We start from the raw sequence: 18,987 nt of genomic DNA, 5'->3' as shown, positions 1-18,987 counted from the left end.
TGAGTTGTCGTTATGGGCAAGTTATGACAACGGGGATTGACGTTATTGTATCATCGCGCCCGGCAACCGTGTCCGCGGCTCTATACCTAGAGGTAGGTGGACGGGAGATTGCCGTCTGATAAAGGTTCTTGAGTTCGGTTCTCGCGGCAGGACGCGCGCTCAGAGCCAGGGTTACCAGATTCCGGCTTGAACGGGCTGAGTTTGCAGCGGAAACCGCGCTGGGATGGGAGGCCCTTTTTGCTTGAATGACATTGTGCGCAAGCCTGTTCATACACAAAAATCCGAGATGGATTGTGTGACAACCATACCGGAGAGCCCACGCGGCTCTCCCAAGATAGGCCATCGGAGCCATGTGATTTGCTGACGATCGCCATAGTGGAGGATGACGACGGAGTACGGGTCGCTTATGCGGACCTGATGTCGTCCTATGGGTACGAGGTGCGGGCTTTTGGTTCTGCGGAGGAGTTCATTGCCTCGAATTGCCAGAACGAAGTCAATTGCTTGATCTTGGACCAGCGATTGCCGGGCCTCAGTGGTCTGGAGCTTCAGTCACAGTTGAAGCGCCAGCATTGCGCTCTTCCGATCGTTTTCGTGACTTCCCAGGACGACGAAGTCACGAGAGCTAAAGCGCTTGAAAATGGAGCGGTCCATTTCCTCAATAAGCCGATTGACGCCGACGAACTCGTCCGGTGCGTTATCGGTGCTCAAGCTCGCTAAGGGCCTCCAAACTCTCGATGCGTCGCGTACTGTCCGAGGAAACCGGGCTACCCGAACATGTCATCGAGAGCCGTTTCAAGGGAAACAAGCCGTTGCCCTCCAGGGCTCGCAAGCACAGCAAGCATGCAGATGTGGGGGCTGGACTACGACCGCTTCAAAGCTGACGTGATCGGCAATCGCGGACAGGGGCGCCTCACGAGAATCAACTAGCAGCGGCCATGGGGACCGACGAACTGGACGTGGATGAATCAGAAGGCGATTATTGAACGGGCACAAGGTAAGCCCGTCGCAGCCTTTGGAAGAACCTGGCCTTCTGTTGAACAGGCGTTGAAAGAATACTGCATCGGCAGCGGCACCTACCAATTCCGTCTAAAGCGGGGATGTCTGTAGAAGAGGCCCTCACCACTCCGATCGGACCCACATCAAAAAAGAATTCACGTTCGAAAGGGAAACCTGGCCGAGCAGGAACAGGGCGTGGATAGAGTTGGCGGCCAGGTACGGCATAACTCCGGACAAGGTGAAAGACCGCCTCGTACGGGGAATTCCGCTGTCGCGTTGGAAGGAGATGCACAGCAGAGGATGACGACAGCTTCGTGCCGCCTCCTTGCTGACCCCGGCCTTTGTTCCGTTCAGTCCTTTACGTTGCGCGCCAGGAAAGTCGCCGGCGTGCCGTCTTCCGGGTTGACGAAGACAATGTCGGTCGGTTCGCGTCTCGGAGTGTCCACGGAGAGGAAGACCACGGGTTCTTCACGGATCTCGGGAAGGGCGTGGACCGTCCCCTTCTTGAAATACAGAAGCTGGCCCGGACCGAATTCCGCCTCGGTCGAGGCGTCTTCCATCCAGAACGTGCCCCGGCCCGACAGCACGAACAGATACTCGTCGCAGCCAACGTGGTAGTGCGGTGGCGTGCCCTTGTAGACACGGAAGACCCGCGCGCTCGCGGCCTCAGTGCTCGTGAGGTACTGGTCGACAAGCAGTGTTTCTGCCGTTTCTGGAAAATGTTTGATGATCTCGAGCACGTTGAACCGTGCGGAGCGCTGTTCGCTTTCAGTAGTCATTGCGGATCTCCATTGCATACCCGGTAGATGTAGGCAGATGGAGAGCGGCGTTCTTGTACATCTCGTCTCAAACCGTCCTTGAGGGGAGGTAAGCCGATGTCCGAGGAAAGCGCGTGACAGCGAGGGCGGTAAACGTGCCGGACAACGCCGCAGCCGCGATTTCGATCAGCTGTGGGCTGCCGCCCTAGCCCCCGGGGGCTTGACGTGATGCACGTTGTTCATAGTTTGCCTATCCTGGCCTACACGACGGATGGCCGATGGTCTGACACCGCGGCAAGGCCATGCAGGCCCTTGGCCGGCATGGCTGGCCGCAATCCGGATACTCGGCGCTCCGCTCTCGGCATAGCCGCACTGGTGTCTTAGGAATTTACGAGCCTGGCGGCGATGACGTCTTGCCGGGAACCGCCTGCGCGGAAGCCTCCCGGGTTTTTTACTCGCGACAACGACTGAGCGGTTTTCAAGTGTCGGCAGAGGTGCCACAAGAAAAAGCTAGAACGCAGCGTCTAGAGCAAGAGTCATAGAGCGAACGGATGTCGTCCAAGCAGGAAACAACAGGACACGCCGAAGTTTCCGCGACGTCCGGTGCTGACGCCACGGATCCAGTGGGATTCGCCGAAGCACTTGGCATAGCGAAGTCAAGCATGTCTTCCGAGAACCTGTCCCTGACAGAGGGGCGCATCAACCTTCTCTGGGACTTGGCCGCGAACAAGATCGACAGAGCAGCGGCCTGCTGCCTGCAGATCGAACTACACCTTCGTCGATCGGAGGTGCCTGAAAGCATCACCGTAGCGCTTGCCTGCCTTCAGGAATTCGGAATCGTCATACCGGAGCGCCCGGATCAGCTCGAACTCGAGACCCAGGCGATTGGCGTTTGGGCAAGACTGGATGGACGTCCAGTTGAGGATCTAGTCGATCTTCACATGATGGAAGACAACGAAATGAAAGCGGTGATGAGCGTGCTCGCCGCGATGAGCAACTCGGCGTATCTCACCGACGAGAGGCTGCTGGGCGTCACGCTCTGCCACATGGTGACTATCACGCTGCAGTACGGGCTAACAGAACAGGCCGTCCTGACTTTCGTCCTTTTCGGGTTTTTCATAGGCCACCATTTTGGCCGTTACAAGGACGGTATGATTTTTTGCGAACTCGCTCTCACGGTCGTGCAGCGATACGGCTTCTGGGAATATGAGCCCAAGGCGATCACCTTTCTGGAACTTGTCGCAATCTGGACCCGTCCGCTCGGCGACGTGATCGAGTTGACCAGATCCTGCATTGCAGCACGCAGCCGAAGCAACGACATTCCTTTCCTTTGCTACGCGTACGTCAGGATAGTGACCCATAGGATCGCCCGAGGAGACGATCTCGAACAGATCTCCGCCGAAATAGACACATCGACCGACCTTGTCGTAAAGGCGGATTTCGTCGCGAACCTGTTGCCCCTGACCGCGCAACGCAGGTTTGTCGAGGCGATGCGGCAAGGTCGCGGCAGTGACGACGTTTTCGACGACAAGCTTTTTTCTGCCCGCGATTTCGAGTCCAGTTTTGTGCCGGCGCAGACGCCAACTTATATCTGCTACTACTGGATATTAAAAGCTCAGGCGTTTTTCATGTATGGCGAGTTCGAAAAGGCCAGACATGCGATGGAGCAAGCTGCAGGCCTAACCTGGGCCTCGACGGGCCATATCCAACTCGTGGACTTTCATTTCATTTCGGCGCTGGCATCGGCCGCCATGTGCGAAGATGGCCCTGACGAAAGCTACGCGACGATCGTCGGTAACGTGGACTGGCTCGCCCGGTGGGCGGCAACGTGCCCCGAGACATTCCTCGGGAAACAGTTGCTCGGGCTTGCCGAGGTCGCGCGCATCGACGGTCAGTTCAAGAAGGCTGAGCGCCTGTACGAACAGTCGATCGAGCTCGCTTCCAGATATGGTCTCCTGGCCGACGAGGCGCTGGCCTACGAGACGGCGGGCCGCTTCTATCGCAGATACGGCGCCGTCCGTTCCGCGAATGACCATTTCGTAAAGGCGCGAGACTGCTACATGCGCTGGGGCGCGCGCGGAAAAGTCGCTCAACTCGGAGAGGCCTACCCGGAATATTTTGCCGATGCGACCGCTGTTAAGCTGAGAGTGGGCGCACCCGACGCTTCAGGAAGCCTCGTAGCTGCCGTTCTCGAAATGTCGCAGACCTTTTCCGCCACCATCGAAAAGGGCCATCTCTCCGAAACCATCATCAAAAGTTTCTTGCACATGTCGGGTGCTGAAGAAGCTATTCTTCTCGAGTTGCGGGATGGTGAGATCTGGGTCGACGCGAAGGGGAAAGCAAGCACCTATGGCGCGGCGATCGACCTTGACCCTACACTTGCCCAAGAAAGTGACGTATCAAGTCCGCATGTAATGGAAGCGGCTCGAACGCTGGAGGTCGTGTGGGCCTGCGACGCGGGCGACGCTCAGCCGGGGCCGGAGTCCGGCAAGCCACCCGCGGCCACTGCGCTCTATATACCTCTGGTCAAGAAATCTCGGCTGGCTGGCGTGCTCTTCCTCCGCCTCGCCGTAGGAAGCAGTGGATTTGATCCGGAGGCTGTCGCGGTTCTACAAGCCGTCGCACCCCAGGTTGCGATCGCTCTCGAAAATAGTAGGTCTTTTGCAGAGCTAAGGCACGAGAAGGCGCTTCTAGCCGAGAGCGAGCAAGAGTTCCGGATGTCTAACGACACGATGCCGTCCATGATCTGGAGCGCGGACGCAAACGGGGGAGACGAATGGTTCAACAAGGAGTGGTACGAATATACGGGGCTGACGCCTAACGAGGCACGTAACGGTGGCTGGAAGTATGTTTTCCATCCCGACGACCGGGCCGAGTCGGCTGCGACGTGGTACCGGATCGTCACCACAAGGGAAATGAGCGGTCTGGAGGCGCGCCTCCGTCGGCATGACGGCGAGTACCGCTGGTTCATCGTAAGAGCCAAGCCGCTATGCGACTCCACTGGAAGAATCGTCAGATGCTACGGGTCAGAGAGCGACATCGACGATCTGAAGAGAGCGGAAATCCTTCTCGCAGGGGAGAAGCGCTCCTTCGAGATGATCGCCTCCGGAGAGCCGCTCGGAACAATCTTGGACTCGCTTTGCCAGACGCTCACCGTCCTGAGTGACGGCGCCTTCGTTTCGATCATGCTCCTGGACGAGCACGGCAAGACGCTGCGGCCGGCGGGAGGATACAGACTGCCAGAAGGCTTCAACGAGGAGGTCGGCGGGATACCAGTCGGGCCGCAAGCGGGTTCCTGCGGAACTGCGGCGTTTCGCGGCGAGCCGGTCCTGGTGGAAGACGTGGAAACCGACCCGCTTTGGGTAGAAGTCCGCCAGATAGCTCAAAGGTTCAACATCAGAACATGCTGGTCCACACCCATTATGTCAGCGCGCGGCGCAGTTTTCGGCACGATCGCCGTTTACTCCGACAGACGCAGGACCATGGGTGACCGAGAGCGTCAGGCTATCGATCGGTTCACGCAGCTGGCGAGCTTTGTCATAGAGCGAAAGAACTCCGAAGAGGCGCTGATGAAGAGCGAGGCTCTGCTAGCCGAAGGGCAGCGCATCAGCCATACGGGAAGCTGGGCCTGGAATATCCAGAGCGACAAGCTTCAGTGGTCCGAGGAGCACGGCAACATCTTCGGCTACCGGATCGCCGACGTCGGGGGCACCATGCGCGACATGCTGGAGAGAATGCTTCCTGAAGAACGCGCGTTTCTGGAAAGCTCGATGAGGGCGGCAGCGGCACTCAAGCAGGACCTGCAGTTCGAATTCCAAGCTACGCTACCCAATGGAGCAGTTAAACAGTTGCTTTACACGGGACGAATAGTTCTAGGCGAAGCAGGCGAGGTCATAGAGTATGTCGGCACGACCATGGACATTACCGAACGCAAGCGGGTTGAGTTCGAACTCCAGAAAAGCGCCGTCCATCTGAGAGAGGTGCAGGCTGAGCTCGAGCACGTCGCGCGCGCGACGAGCATGGGCGAACTCGCCGCTTCCATCGCGCATGAAGTCAATCAGCCACTCACCGGGATCGTCGCAAGCGGCGGAGCGGCGTTACGATGGCTCTCGAGACCTGTACCGGACGTCGGTCGGGCAGTAGCAAGCCTGAAAAACGTCGTCGACGACGGGCGTCGGGCCAGCGATATCGTCACCCGAATTCGGAAGATGTTCCGGAAGGAAACGATGGCCGTCGAGCCGACCGACTTGAAAGAACTCATCGCCGACGTCACGATCTTGACGCGTGGCGAACTTCAGAAAACCAAGGTCTCGCTGAAGCTGGACATTCCCGAAGGGCTGCCGCCGGTTCCGGTTGACCGTGTTCAACTGCAGCAAGTCTTCGTAAACCTTATTCTGAACGCCATAGAGGCGATGCGGGAGGCAAGCGACAATGACCGGAGGCTTACTATAGATGTCAAGCAGGACGACGAGCTCATTGTCGTCGGAGTCAGCGACAACGGACCGGGGATTCCTGACGACCGCGTTGAAAACATCTTCCGTCCGTTCGAAAGTTCCAAGGCAAACGGCATGGGAATGGGACTTTCGATCTGTCGCACGATCGTGGAGCATCACGGGGGGCAGATGCGACTGGCACAGACCCGGGCAACAGGTTGCCGGTTCGAATTTACGCTACCGGTGGAGGCTCCCCGCGCGTGAGGCAAAAGGCAGCCTTTCCGAGCCTGCGACGCAGAAACGAACGGCTGTGTTACGAATGAATAAAGCGCCTGGAGCGAGTTTAACTAACGCCTCAATGCTTGCAGAAAGCCATTTATCATCTTAGGTTCCCATCGAACTGCCGAGCCCATGGCGTAGAAGGCGACGCAAGGCACGGTTGAGGCCAGACTATCAGCGACTGCGTCTGGGTCCCTGACCGAGGGCATTCTTCAGTCTTGCCCGTCATGCCTCGCGAGACGCGCGCTTGAGCCTAGTAGCAAGAAATTCCACGCAGAGGCGAACCTTCGCAGCGGCCAGCCGGGTGTGAGGAAACACCGCATGTATAGGGGCCGAAGGCAGTTTTTCCCCGGGCAGGACGATCTCCAGCTTTCCCGACGCAATATCGTCCTCAACGTCCCATATGGATTTCATGATCAGACCTCGTCCCTGCAACGCCCACCGATGGGCGAGTTCACCGTTGTTCGTGCCAAGGCGGCTCCGAACATTGACCGAGCGCCCGTCCTCGAAATTCCAGTGCGTGTTCGGAGTGTCGCCGAAAGACACGATGTCATGATCAACGAGGTCTTCGACCGACGATGGGCGCCCGTACCGCTCAAGATACTCGGGCGCAGCGCATATAACCCGCCTGTTCGGCGCGAGCTGTCGTGCGATTAGGCTGGAATCGGCGAGAGACCCGAATCTGACCGCCAGATCGTAGCCCTCTTCGACGATGTTGACGAGCCCGTCCGCCGTGTCCAGGCGGACGTTCAGGGATGGGTGGGACTGCTGAAACTCGGCCAGGAGCGGCGCTAGCCATCTTATCCCAAAGGCGAAAGTCGCGGTTACCCTCAAAGTTCCGATAGCCGAGTCCCTTCCGCTCGCGGCTTCCGTTTCCGCGTCCTCTATTTCAGCGAGGATGCGTACGCTTCTGTCATAGAATCGGGAGCCCTCTTCGGTCAGGGTGAGGGACCGGGTCGTTCTGTTGACAAGGCGGACACCCAGCCGTTCCTCGAGGCGGGACAGCTTGCGGCTGACGACCGTAAGCGAAAAACCGAGTTCGCGCGCGGCGCGGGAAAGGCTCCCGGCTTCTGTGACACGGACGAAAACAAGCATGTCGAGGAAACCGTCACTCATATTCTTGCTGATATCACATGAGACAGTTGACGACAATGATCATTCTTGCGGCTGCCGCAAACGACTATCTTTCCTCCGTGCGCATATCGCGGCACACGGTCAACCAAGGAGAACGCAAATGCCATCCCTCACCAACCAACGTGTCCTCGTCGTCGGCGGCAGCTCCGGTATCGGATTCGCCGTCGCACAGTCCGCCGTACTGGCGGGTGCCGAGGTGACGATCGCCTCGCGTTCGCCCGACAAACTCGCCGCCGCGCGCCAGTCCCTTGGCAACGTTTCGTCGGCAATAATAGATACCGCCGACGAGATCGCCATCGAGGCGTTCTTCCGTGAAAGCGACCCTTGGGACCATATCGTCATCTCTGCCGCGCAGACACCGAGCGGGCCTGTCCGCAAGCTACCGCTCGATGACGCGAAAACGGCCATGGAGAGCAAGTTCTGGGGAGCGTACCGGATCGCACGGGCCGCTCGGATAAGCGAACGCGGATCGCTCACTTTAATTTCCGGCTTTCTCAGTGAGCGTCCGTCGGCGTCGTCAGTGCTTCAAGGCGCGATCAACGCGGCCCTCGAGTCCCTTGGTCGTGGCCTGGCGCTCGAATTGTCGCCGATACGGGTCAACTCGGTTTCGCCAGGCCTGATAGACACGCCGCTGTGGTCGAAGATGGAGGATGACAGTCGAAAGTCCATGTTCGAGCGTGTCGCAGCGAGCCTTCCGGCCAAAACCATCGGGCAACCAGGCGATGTCGCCAATGCGGTGCTCTTCCTCATGACCACGCCTTTCGCTACCGGGTCGAATGTCCGGGTCGATGGCGGTGGTGTGATCGGGTGATCAGATGCGGCTGGATCACGTCACTCTACGGACTGCCGACCTTGAGGGAACGAGGAAATTTCTCGAAGGCCTTTTGGGCCTCGTGGTCGGATATCGCCCGTCATTCGGATTTCCGGGATATTGGCTTTACGATGGTGCCCAGCCGGTCGTGCATCTCATCCCGGGTGACGGCACTCCTGCCGCCCGGAACGCAGAGGGCATTGACCACGTCGCGTTTCGCCTCGATGGCTACGATGACTTCAGGCGAACACTCGACGTCGAGGGCATGCCCTATTCGACTATGGACCTGCCCGAGCTTGGCGAGCGGCGTCTGTTTGTCAGGACGCCGGGTGGGATTCTGATCGAGCTCGTGTTCCGCGAGGTCCCTAAGCGACCACCATCCTAACGGCGGTAACCGTTGTCCGGGGCGAACGGACGCCGTGGCCAGCGCGGTCAGGGCGTTCACCGTACCTGATTTAGGACCCGTGTCCGGGCGAAGCGGGCGGCCGACAACACCGAGCTTGGCGAAGCGGCCATTCGAGGGGCGCCGCTCCAAGATCGCCGACGGCGAACAGGGCGTCTCGTTAAATGGAGACTTGGCCTCCCGACAGTCGGGCCTGAGAAAGCGTCGCTCGGGTGTGAACAACACCGGATCCACACGTTGCCAGCTGTCCTGAAACCACGGGCCACTGGTCCTGCCCGGAACTAGAGCGGCGCGTTTATGTGGCAAAGTACTTGTCGAGGTAGGACACGAAGCCGTTCCGCCCCCAAAGGCGGGTTTAACCACACGAGCCCGCTCGAGGTTTCAACAGCACGCCGGCGGTCAGGTAGCGACGTACCGGAAGGAAAATGCCGCCTCTACGGCGAAGCGACATCGAAATCGCATCGGAGGATGTCAAACATATGTTTGCACGATTGTCCTCGTCGAAGTGAGATGGGCCGCGATCAAACGGATGAGGTTCCTACCGGAGTCATGCGCGACGGCAGCGGTAAGCACATAAACGGGACTTGCTTCGAGGCACGCCGAAATTGCGGCAGCGAGCGTAGAGCATCTGACCACCTCGTAGCCGAGCCTGAACAGCCTAGAGGCGAGCGATGCCGCGCGCTCGACAACTGAATCAGCGATATACGCCGTCGTTCGCCGGGCGAGCTAAGAATTTTTAGGCAGAGCGGCTCCTGTATCGCCGGATCGCGCTCACTTCGCCTCTAGCCCGAGGTCGACCGGGTCGGAACTTGAGGGGCAGGCGATTTTCCGGATCATGGGATCGAAATCGCAATCTTTAATTGGTCGCCCAGGTCTCAGCACAGTTGAGACTCCTGGGAGCCGTGGCTGGAACAGCAATGATCAGCGTCTCTTTTTTGTCAGCTCGAAGAACGCTCGATCATCATCGCCCTGGATGTCATGCCGGGCAGCGCCCGGAACAGTAAGCTTCATAAGACCGCCAGCCAGGATGAGTTCCAACGCAAGGTTGGCCTCGTCGCCTTCGCTCTTGGCGATTATCTCCGCGATCCGCTCAGAGCGTTTCCCCTCCGTCTCTCTGTCGGTATACACAAGTTCTTCCCAAGTTGCAGCTCTGAGGAAGGACGCACGAATAACGGTATCCGTGAACATGGTCCGCAGATATTTGTTGAAGTCGAGAACGGTCGCAACAGGATGTCTGCGGGGGCCAAGTCGCGGTTTGCCAGCGGGCGGCGCGATGCGAAGGACCTGAATGGCGGCTGCAACGGCCGAGAAAACCTCGGCCTGAGAGCTGTCCGGCGGAGCAAAAATCGAGGCGGGGTAGAGTTTGATCTCGCTGATTTCGGGGTCCAGAAAAAGATCGTCCCTAAGGCCGAGGTCCCGCTGCGCCAGGAGTACGCGCCGCGCGCCGTACCGGCCAGGCAGCTTGTCTCCTTCGGATTCAAGGCGCTCGTAAAGAAGTCGCTCCTGGCACCAGGGGCATTTCTCTTGCTGCCAGTTCGGCAGGACGATTTCGAGCACAGCGGTGACTGTGTTGTCGTGATGATACTGCTTATACTCCTTCGTCCGGAAACTGAGTTTCCTCTTGAAGTCCTCCCAGGTCGCCAGATCGTCCGGACGGGCCACAGCTACTAGATAATGCAGCTTCGCGGTTATGTTTCTTTGGCGCAGACGCGTCTGGTATCCCGAAAGACGCGCTCCCGTTATGAAGCAGTCGTCGAGTACCAGTATCGACGAATCCGGCTCCGTTTGAGCCAAGCGGTCGGCGATTGCGAGATCCTCTTTCGCGCCCAGGCCTGCTGTTTTGAGATCCAAATTCGAGTGGAAAATTGCCTCGGAAGGCAAGCCAGAGTGCTCTTCGAGAAATCGACAGGCTAGATCGGACAGCGCTCTCGCAGCCGAGTGGTCTGGCGACAAAACGAGCGACGGCAGGGGATCGAGCCCGAGAATGGCTTCCCGAAAGCGCGCGCGGAAGGCCGACAGTCCAGCCAGAACCTCCGTGTCCAGATGTACGGCGTGATGTCTTGGCTTTCCATCATCTACCTGGTCCCTGTGAACGGATATAAGGCCGCTACCTTGCACCAGGTCGACGAAAGGCTTGAAGATCTTGGCCTGTGGCTGCACGACTTCGAAAGGGATATCGGTGTAGGTGACGGGGAAATAGACCCTGTCGTCGATCTGAACGGCCGACCGATCTGACATTTCTTCAGCGGTAAGTGGCTCGAATTCGGGGTCTTCCGATAGATCGCAAAGCGTCTCGAACCGGTCGCCCGGTCCCAACCTGAACACAGCCACGAAGCTCAACTCGATCGGCAGTCCCGAAAGCCTGACTTGTTCCATCAGAACGTTGACCAGCGAACCCGTGTGAGTGACACTTACGAGGCAGGTCACCTTCAGGGTATTGCCTTGCTTTCCGCCCCCGGCATCGGCGAGAAGGCGCTGTAGAATCTCAATTAGAGCGGAGCGCCTCTCGGCACTGTTGTCCTGGTATTGGCTCAGCATTTCTACCGGGATTGGTTTGCCTTGTTTGGTGGAGGCCAGAACCCTGCTGGTATTAAATGCTATGGACGACAGCGACCAGGTGTCGACAAGCAGCGCTTCGCACTCGAACACGTAAGGTAGCAACCAGAACGTCACGCTATCGATTGCCAAACGCGAGTACTGGATGTTGCCGACCCTGAGAAACGCCCGGGCCCGACGTCCGGAGGGATTTTCGTAGAAGGTGTTTTCCAAAGGTGGAAGCAGCGCACCGGACACGCTCATTACGTGCCGCATCTCCCCCGTCCTGATATCTCCGACGACGTCATAATTCTCAAGATGCAGTTCCACGTCCGGTGGGACGTCCACGAGCGGATTAATGTTGGATGACAAGACGGCCTTACCGTCGTGGAAATGGAGGATGAAGATCGGGAGCAACTGGAAGCGGGCAAACGACCGTTCGCCGTCCTGGCAGGCAGCCGCTAGCCGCTCAAGGAATGGGCTGTCACCCGACACCGCGCCTTCGAGCGCGACCTCAAGCTCTGCAGGTGAGAAGGTGTCCCTGACATCTGGACGCATCACAAGCGCGCTAGCCGCGGATCTGTGTCCGGGGTAGGCGTCGTAGATGAGCTCCAGAATGCTTTCTACGGAATGCTCGCTCGAAAACTGCGCCACGAGCAACGTGATCGCAGGGTCTATGCGATCGAGCCTGACGTTAAATACGTGCATTTCGATGCCGTTGTTAGGATTGCGTCCAGAGGATTTGCCAGTGAGTGCCTGCGACACGGCTGTGGGTCGCCGAGCTTACATCATTTAGTTTGGGTTCGCCGTTGTCGCTGGCAAAAGACACGACAAGCCAGAACTCCCCGGTTCGGAGGGATACGAAGGCTCCCATCTGCCGCGCCGCGATTAAAGCGTTCTGCAGCCCCAGACCGGCGGACGTGTCGCTGCTTTTCGAGCTGAGCCTCTCGTAGATAAGCGCTTGGAGCAGGTCTCTTCGCCCGTAGCGAGCGTACCGTCTGCCCGCGTCACTTAATAGGAAGCCGTCCACGATACCTAGACCGAAATCGGAAATAGAAGCCTCTACCAGCGCCGGGGCGCCTCCGCCTTCTGCGAAGCTCTCGTACACGTGCCGGGCAAGTGGTTCGAAGTCACCGCAACGCTCCACGAGTAGTGCTTTGGTGTTCGCCACATGCTTACGCAGGCGCATGATACGAGTAGCGCTCAGGGTACGGCCGTTACGGTCTCGCGATCCATGCTCGACGGCGTTGTCGTGTAGTTCTCGTAGGAACCTGGCAACCGAACGCGCCGGTCCCGCATTTGAAGGAGAAACGCCGTTTCGTATCGCAGCGACTTCCAGTCGCTGCCGGAACTTCATGATAAGGTTCTCGAATATGCGGTTTCGATCAAGCGGAGATACCGCATCGAAGCCGCTTCCACCGCGTAGAACCGGGGCGACGCTGAATTCGGGATCGAACTCCACAAGCGTTTGCGCGACACCGCTCTCAGGTTCGACCAGACCTAGTTGCGTAAGCGAGAGCCTTTTCTGGAAAGCGTCCCGATCCACTTCGGTGCCGAATTCGGCGGCAATGGCGTCCGCCATAGTAAGCGCAGCGAGGAAAGCTGGCGTTGTCGTAAATCGAGAGGCGGCCTCAATCTCCTTGAGACCCCACGCGATCAAACGCAGGTCATTGCCTGCCGCCAGCGTACCAAGGACAATGCTCGTCCACATATCCGCAAGTACGACGCTTTGCCCATCTTTAGGCAGCTTGAAGTCTATCTTCCTGCCTTGCCCGGTGACTTCGGCAGCCAGGATCCTTTCCAGTTCCAGTACCGAAATGCCCTTCTTGATGGGGACCATATGAGCCGGAGTGGTTGCCGCCGGGCGCGCTTCTAGCGAAATCATGGGAACCTCCTCCTGCGGGCTGTTTACGCGATGCCGAGCTTGGCCCGAAACTCTTCCCATTCTCTCTTCGGCATACGGGTATCCGACTGTTCGAGTTTCTCACCGGCCAGCAGCCGGCGCAATGCCTTCAACGCTTCCCCTGAGAAGGTGGCCGCTTCCAGTCTATGCTCCACGAACGCTTCGTGAGTAATGGGTACCCAGCGCTTCATGACGTCGAGGATGGTTTCGGCGTAAACACGGATCTCGTACTGTGCGTGTAAGTCGGCGCGCAGACGCAAGAAGTTCATGAGATTGTGTAGGTCCGTCTTCCAGTACCACTGGGTATAGTAGTTCAGGGAGAGGTTCATACGGGCAAGTTCTCGCGCGAGGCCAGTTCTTGCGTCGTCAACCCGCGTTCCGTCTTCTTTAGAATTGAGCATCTCGAGGTAATGGTCGTAGTTGCGTTCGGCGTCCTCGACGAGCAGTCGCAGCACCCGGTCAGCCTCTTGGGGCCCGACGACCTCTCCGCGGCCCTGCTTGTTGCTAGTTGATTGGGCGGCAAGATGTTCCGGTCGCGGAATGTAGAACTCCCGGTCCAGCACGGAGTAGCGCGCCGAGTACTCGTTCACGCTAGCCATCCGGTGGCGTATCCACTGCCGCGCGACGAAGATTGGCATTTTAACATGGAGCTTAATCTCCGCCATCTCGAACGGCGTCGTATGCCAGTGGCGGAGAAGGTAGTGGATCAAAGCACGATCCTCGGAAACCTGCCGTGTTCCCTGGCCATAGGAAACCCTGGCCGCCTGTACCACTGCACCGTCGTTGCCCATGTAGTCGACAACGCGCACGAAGCCGTGGTCTAGAACCGGCATGCTCCGGTAGAGGATCTCCTCCATCCCCGGCGATACCGCGCGCAGCGTAGAAGATACGTTGCTGCGAGCCTCTTCAATCTCGTTGCTCTGATCTTCTGACAGCTTGCTCATCGAGGTTCTTCCCTGCGCTTATGGTGATGTCTTGTAGTCCAACCCGCAACCGATTTGAAGCTGGATGTAGCCCTCATAGGAAATCGCTCTTTCGCAAGGGACAATGTCCTTCTGTTCCCAAAGCCGACGCTTCCTAGTGGCCTTCGGATTCGTGGCAATGGCGGGTGAGGCGGCGACGCGTCGATTTCGACTTTGGGTCTATCCGAGACGATATGGGCATCCCTGAAGACACTGCGCCAACTGACCTCTCGAGCGGCTAGGATATAGGTAGTAAAAGTCGGCGGCGATGGAAGCCGGCAATGACCGTTCTCAAAGAAAGCAGTGGTGCTTGGCTCCGAAGGACTCAGTCGTTCGACTAGAACGAGGGCAGACATTTGGTCTCAGCGATACACTGTCCAGATTAGGGACCTGCGGCTGGTCAGTGCAAGGTGACGGGTTATGCTCGATGTGCGGAATTAGTCGAGTCGCTTCGAAAGGACGTTGTGCTGTTGCGTGATATGGAGAAAGAGTGCGATCTCGCCTTCCGTGAGGAACCCGTAGCACGGATCTTCCGCGCGGGAACTCTCAGCCCAGCCAACAAGGTTTAGGAGTTCCTGAGTCACGTCCCGCGGACTGGCCGCGACGATGGCGACGATCTGGGAAATTGGAAAGCCACCGCGGTGTTGGATCGTCCATGAGACGGATACGCCGCGGTCGAAAAGCGCCCGCCAGCCGTTACTGATCCTGGCACACCACTTTGCATAATTACTGAATTCACGTCGAGCATGGGCGAGCCGCTGGAAGAATGTATTATAGAGGATAGCCTGGGCCATGCTGGGCCGACGGGTCAGGAAGAGCGCGTAAATGGGCCTGTAGACATCGATCAGGCGGTGTAGGTCACGTACGGCCCTTGCCTTGCGATTTTCGGTCCACACCCGCCACAGAGAGTCCAGCAGCTTCGCACTTGCCATGATGGCGCAGAGGGTGGCGGCCATTTGCACATAGATCACGTGTTCTTCGAGCACAGCCCGGAAGGGCTGGTAGGCGAGAGATAAACCGAAAAAGCAGGTGAAGCCGAGAAAGAGCCAGACGGGCAGGGACTTGAGCGTTTCGACGGCTTGTCGCGCGGAATTGATCCTTGTCTCCATGGCCCTCGATGTCTCCTTTGATCCGGGTAGTCTCTATATAGCGTCGGACCGGTAATCCTCCCGCCAATTAAAGGACTTCAATAGTAGCATTTCTCGGGCTTTATGACTGAGAGGTTTTGATGAGGACGAGCAGAATCAGCGTGCCACGAATCCAGGCAATCCTCCTTCGCCAGGCAGAAGGTGGATTACCTATGCCCGAGCTATGACGGGAACATGGGATGAGCACAACGTCCTTTTACTGATGGTGTTTCAAATACGCGGCATGGATGCGTCCATGATCCGCTTATCCAGAAGATAATATAGTCGCTGGAAATTGGCGGCCCCTGCTTAAAACTGCTATGAAGAGCTTCTAGGCCTTCCACAAGAAAAGAGCTGGAGCAGCTAAGCCACTCCAGCTTCGATAAACCCGGCGCAACCAATGCATATAGCACCACAGCCCTGAGAAGCGCTTGGTCATTAGACCAAGCGTCTCGTTGCCATTTCTGAGTAAAATTCAGCGAGGCCGATCTTTAACGACAAGCCGGACACCGGCATGGCTATATCGTATGTCAACGCCTTGCCGCCACTTATGGGTTAAGTGGCGACAAAACTTTGTGTCCCTGGCTCCATAATGCTGCAAAATGCAGAGCAACAGTCGCAAATCTGGTGCATAGATTGGTGATGATGATCACGCTTGGCCGAGCAGTCGCGGATCAAAGATCGAGCTACGTGCGATAGTCGCATTCGACTTTGCTATGGCAAGGACAACGATGTCCGCCAACGGTTCGATTACGATCACCAGCATGTACGACAGACCGAAGGTTCCGATCGACGCGAGGTTATCGATGCCGATGCCGTGGCCATATAGCGCCCAGAACGCGACCCATGTGACGATGCCCGCCTGATAGGTTACGGAGAGAGCCAGCGCCTGCCGATACTTGAGGTCGACGTACCGCATGCCCGGCGCGATCGTCTGCGACGCGACCATCCGGAGCGCAAAGAGAGGAACAAGAAGCGTCGTCACATTCATCCCGTACTGAGGGAGGTCGTATTGCGTGAAAAATAGTCCCTGAGCCAGCAGACCCAACGCAAGCCCGATGGCCGCCGGAGCCATCCCGAACAAGAGGAAAAGGCTCGAGCCAAGAATCAGGTGTACCTCCGAGACGCCGACAGGATAGTGCGGCAAGACCTCGAAGAAACAGAAGACCAGGGCAGTCGTGATGGCGCTTCTCGCCATGAATGACAGAGCGCCGCGTCTGTTGATGTCGCCTGATGCCGATTTGAGAGCGAGAAGGCCCGAGAAACCTGCTGTCGCATAGCTGAGTACGATTTTGGAACCGTCTACTATTCCGGGTTCGATATGCATTGTCTGTTCTCCGATAGGGTGGGGATTGCTAGGGATGTTATCGCATCGCGTTCGTCTGCCTACGGAAGCGACCTGCGCATGCGAGCCTTAAATGCCGACAGTCTCGCGCTCTTTGCGGAAGGCGGTTAACCAGGACGTAATCACCTAATCAGTGACTATGTCCTCGCTGGCAAAAGCTAACTTATTGATACCCATGGCGACAAACATCCCGGCCATCTGTGCCAGAACGAACGCGGCCGTGGTAAGCGGCGAAAGGCCGACGAGGCCAGGTGCGAAAATCGCGGCCAGGGTGACCGCTGGGTTTGCATAGGAAGTGGAAGGGGTGGCGATGATGGCAGCCACCAACCAAGCTCCGACGGCAAACGGTCCGGTCTCCCATTTGGTACTGCGCGCGCAGCCCAGCACGACCGTCATCAATCCCGCGGCCGCTACGAGTTCACTCAGGAAGCCCCCAAAAGAGGGGAGAGCATCTACAGCAGTGCGAATAGGTGAGCCGAACATCGCAGCTGCGAGGATTGAGCCCACTGCGCCGCCGATCACCTGTCCGACGATATATGCCACCGTACAGACAGTACCCCGTTCCCGGTTCAGCCATTGGGTAAATGTGATCAGCGGGTTGAAATGCCCCCCGGACACCTTCCCCAATGCAACTATCAGTCCGACAAGCGAACCTGCTATCGAGACCGCAACCAGCAAAGATGCCACTAACGGCTCGGCCGGAGCGTGCCTTGATGCAGCGATACCTGATCCGACTACTGCAACAACCAGGAACGCCGTTCCAACGGCTTCTACAAAGGCCCGCCGGAGAACCGGAAGCTTGGGATTTTGCTCGAAGAAGCTCGGAACTGTGCCCTTGCTACCCGGTCTAGCTATGGTGCGTGCTTGAAACATCGGAGAACCTTCCTTCAACCTCCGACATCTTCACCGCCAGCTCCCCCGGCGTCAGAATGCCTTTCTGAAAAAGAATGTTGGCAAATGCGACGATCCAACGTTCGTAGTACGAAAGCTTTCCGATCATCTCGGCTCCCAGAGATTCGACTCCGCGCCGTTTCTCTTCGGTGTTGATGATCTTATGGAAGTCGAGGACATCGGCCAACGCATGGCATCGCTTCTCCCATGGGAGCAACACGTGTTCCACGCGTTCGATTTTTCCAGCTTCGTCCCCACCGATATCGTTGGGCAGTTTTCTCACAAGATTTTCGGTCCCCATCACGCTGCCTCTCTTTTATATGCGACCTGGATAACTCCGATCATGGCATCACGAGTGACCAGATCGGCGAGTTGCGTTTCATTGAGATGCTCAGTTCCTTCCGGCCGCATCGGCAGCACGAGATAACGGATGATTGCTGTCGAGTCGCTCACCCGTATCTCGACGTCGCCAGGAATGAAGGTCCCGAACTCCTCCAGGACAGCTCGCGGCTCGTGGACAGCGCGGGCACGATAGGGCTTCAGCTTGTACCAGTCGGGAGGAAGGCCGAGTACCGGGCGCGGGTAGCAGGAGCATAACGTGCAGACGATGAGATTGTGAACAGCACCCGTATTCTCCAAGACGATCAACTGGGTGTCGTCGTAGAAGGTGATCCCCAGCTCCTCGCACCCGGAGCGCCCGTTTTCGAGAAGACGTGACTTGAACGCAGGGTCCGTCCAAGCCCTCGCGACGACTTTCGCCCCGAGAGCCGGCGTGCGCGAGTCGAGTACTTCGATTTGGCGGCGAATTTCCTCGGCTTTGAAAAGCTTTCGCTCGACTAGAAGCTCGCGAACCGCCGTCTCCATGAGATCAAAATAACCTGGCAGTTCGTCGACGGTAATAGGTGCATGGTCGTGGTCGTGGTCGTGGTCGTGATGATCAGACATCGGACGGTTTCTCCAGCCAGTTTTCGAAGATTTCAATCCGGAGGCCGTCATTCGCCGAACCGATGTAGTCCGGCCAAATCTCGGTCATCGGAATTGCCACTCTATAGTAGTGACCCTTGGACCCCGCGTTGCGGCCATATCCCTCTTCTTCGTTGTCCACGGCCATTTGGCGCATTATGGCTTCGATTTTCCCGATTTTGCCGCGGAGATACGTAGGCATCCGGTAATGCCCAATGGGCGAACGGGTTGCGATGACTACGGTGTCTCCCTCGTTGAAGACCGGGACTTCACCCTCAGCCGGAACGACGCCGCTTATTTTTTCGATTTTTGCTAACAACGAGCCCTCCATCAATTCTCCTGGGAGGGTAGAACCGCGGTCGATGCGATTATTGTAGAATCCAGTGCCCGAGGCGTGGGCTGCTTTTTTCCGTCGCTGATGTCAGTCGCGCCGCGCCGTGCTCACGA

Annotated in this window: 15 protein-coding genes; 4 read left to right on the top strand and 11 right to left on the bottom strand. The window is 57.9% G+C overall.

Annotation, left to right across the window (positions count from 1 at the left end; translation table 11 throughout):
* Window positions 1-357 precede the first annotated feature (357 nt).
* Window positions 358-717 (top strand): response regulator transcription factor, encoded by a 360-nt coding sequence (locus tag E2F50_RS19510; protein WP_133317851.1) that lies wholly within the window; start codon window positions 358-360, stop codon window positions 715-717.
* 629 nt (window positions 718-1,346) lie between these two features.
* Here E2F50_RS19510 and E2F50_RS19505 read toward each other — a convergent pair.
* On the bottom strand, window positions 1,347-1,775 hold the full coding sequence (locus tag E2F50_RS19505) for a cupin domain-containing protein (protein WP_133317850.1): 429 nt from the start codon (window positions 1,773-1,775) through the stop codon (window positions 1,347-1,349).
* Window positions 1,776-2,416: 641 nt separating this feature from the next.
* Here E2F50_RS19505 and E2F50_RS19500 point away from each other — a divergent pair.
* Window positions 2,417-6,451, top strand: a complete 4,035-nt coding sequence (locus tag E2F50_RS19500; RefSeq protein WP_161974254.1) for a GAF domain-containing protein — start codon at window positions 2,417-2,419, stop codon at window positions 6,449-6,451.
* Between the two features lie 240 nt (window positions 6,452-6,691).
* Here E2F50_RS19500 and E2F50_RS19495 read toward each other — a convergent pair whose 3' ends face one another.
* Window positions 6,692-7,618 carry a LysR family transcriptional regulator gene (locus E2F50_RS19495; protein WP_245515494.1) on the bottom strand — a complete coding sequence of 309 codons (927 nt, stop codon included), beginning with the start codon at window positions 7,616-7,618 and terminating at the stop codon, window positions 6,692-6,694.
* Window positions 7,619-7,700: 82 nt separating this feature from the next.
* On the opposite strand from E2F50_RS19495, the gene E2F50_RS19490 reads away from it, so the two are divergent.
* Entirely contained in the window at window positions 7,701-8,411 is a 711-nt protein-coding gene (locus E2F50_RS19490; protein ID WP_133317848.1) for an SDR family oxidoreductase, read from the top strand.
* Window positions 8,412-8,415: 4 nt separating this feature from the next.
* Entirely contained in the window at window positions 8,416-8,796 is a 381-nt protein-coding gene (locus E2F50_RS19485; RefSeq protein WP_133317847.1) for a VOC family protein, read from the top strand.
* A 939-nt stretch (window positions 8,797-9,735) separates the two neighbouring features.
* Here E2F50_RS19485 and E2F50_RS19480 read toward each other — a convergent pair.
* From E2F50_RS19480 to E2F50_RS19435, 9 genes are all read right to left on the bottom strand, one after another.
* Window positions 9,736-12,114: a hypothetical protein gene (locus E2F50_RS19480; RefSeq protein ID WP_133317846.1), complete on the bottom strand. Its 2,379-nt coding sequence runs from the start codon at window positions 12,112-12,114 to the stop codon at window positions 9,736-9,738.
* The gene (locus tag E2F50_RS19475) at window positions 12,071-13,234 is read right to left on the bottom strand and encodes a hypothetical protein (RefSeq protein ID WP_133317845.1); all 1,164 of its coding nucleotides are present in this window, start codon (window positions 13,232-13,234) and stop codon (window positions 12,071-12,073) included. The genes E2F50_RS19480 and E2F50_RS19475 overlap by 44 nt, the downstream gene beginning before the upstream one ends.
* 23 nt (window positions 13,235-13,257) lie before the next feature.
* Window positions 13,258-14,196: an FAD-dependent thymidylate synthase gene (thyX, locus tag E2F50_RS19470; RefSeq protein ID WP_133317844.1), complete on the bottom strand. Its 939-nt coding sequence runs from the start codon at window positions 14,194-14,196 to the stop codon at window positions 13,258-13,260.
* 455 nt (window positions 14,197-14,651) lie between these two features.
* Window positions 14,652-15,323, bottom strand: a complete 672-nt coding sequence (locus E2F50_RS19465) for a hypothetical protein (protein ID WP_133317843.1) — start codon at window positions 15,321-15,323, stop codon at window positions 14,652-14,654.
* A gap of 667 nt (window positions 15,324-15,990) precedes the next feature.
* Complete coding sequence (locus E2F50_RS19455) at window positions 15,991-16,668, bottom strand: energy-coupling factor ABC transporter permease (RefSeq protein WP_133317842.1); 678 nt, start codon at window positions 16,666-16,668, stop codon at window positions 15,991-15,993.
* 144 nt (window positions 16,669-16,812) lie between these two features.
* The gene (locus E2F50_RS19450) at window positions 16,813-17,559 is read right to left on the bottom strand and encodes an aquaporin (RefSeq protein WP_133317841.1); all 747 of its coding nucleotides are present in this window, start codon (window positions 17,557-17,559) and stop codon (window positions 16,813-16,815) included.
* The gene (locus E2F50_RS19445) at window positions 17,534-17,878 is read right to left on the bottom strand and encodes an SH3-like domain-containing protein (RefSeq protein ID WP_202615487.1); all 345 of its coding nucleotides are present in this window, start codon (window positions 17,876-17,878) and stop codon (window positions 17,534-17,536) included. The genes E2F50_RS19450 and E2F50_RS19445 overlap by 26 nt, the downstream gene beginning before the upstream one ends.
* Window positions 17,878-18,522, bottom strand: coding sequence for a nitrile hydratase subunit alpha (locus tag E2F50_RS19440; RefSeq protein ID WP_133317839.1), 645 nt, complete (start codon window positions 18,520-18,522; stop codon window positions 17,878-17,880). The genes E2F50_RS19445 and E2F50_RS19440 overlap by 1 nt, the downstream gene beginning before the upstream one ends.
* Complete coding sequence (locus E2F50_RS19435; protein ID WP_133317838.1) at window positions 18,515-18,871, bottom strand: SH3-like domain-containing protein; 357 nt, start codon at window positions 18,869-18,871, stop codon at window positions 18,515-18,517. Before E2F50_RS19435 ends, E2F50_RS19440 begins: the two co-directional genes overlap by 8 nt.
* Between the last annotated feature and the right edge of the window lie 116 nt (window positions 18,872-18,987).

Source organism: Rhizobium deserti (genome assembly GCF_004358025.1).
Taxonomy (GTDB): Bacteria; Pseudomonadota; Alphaproteobacteria; order Rhizobiales; family Rhizobiaceae; genus Neorhizobium; species Neorhizobium deserti.
This window is presented reverse-complemented; position numbering and strand designations above follow the sequence as displayed.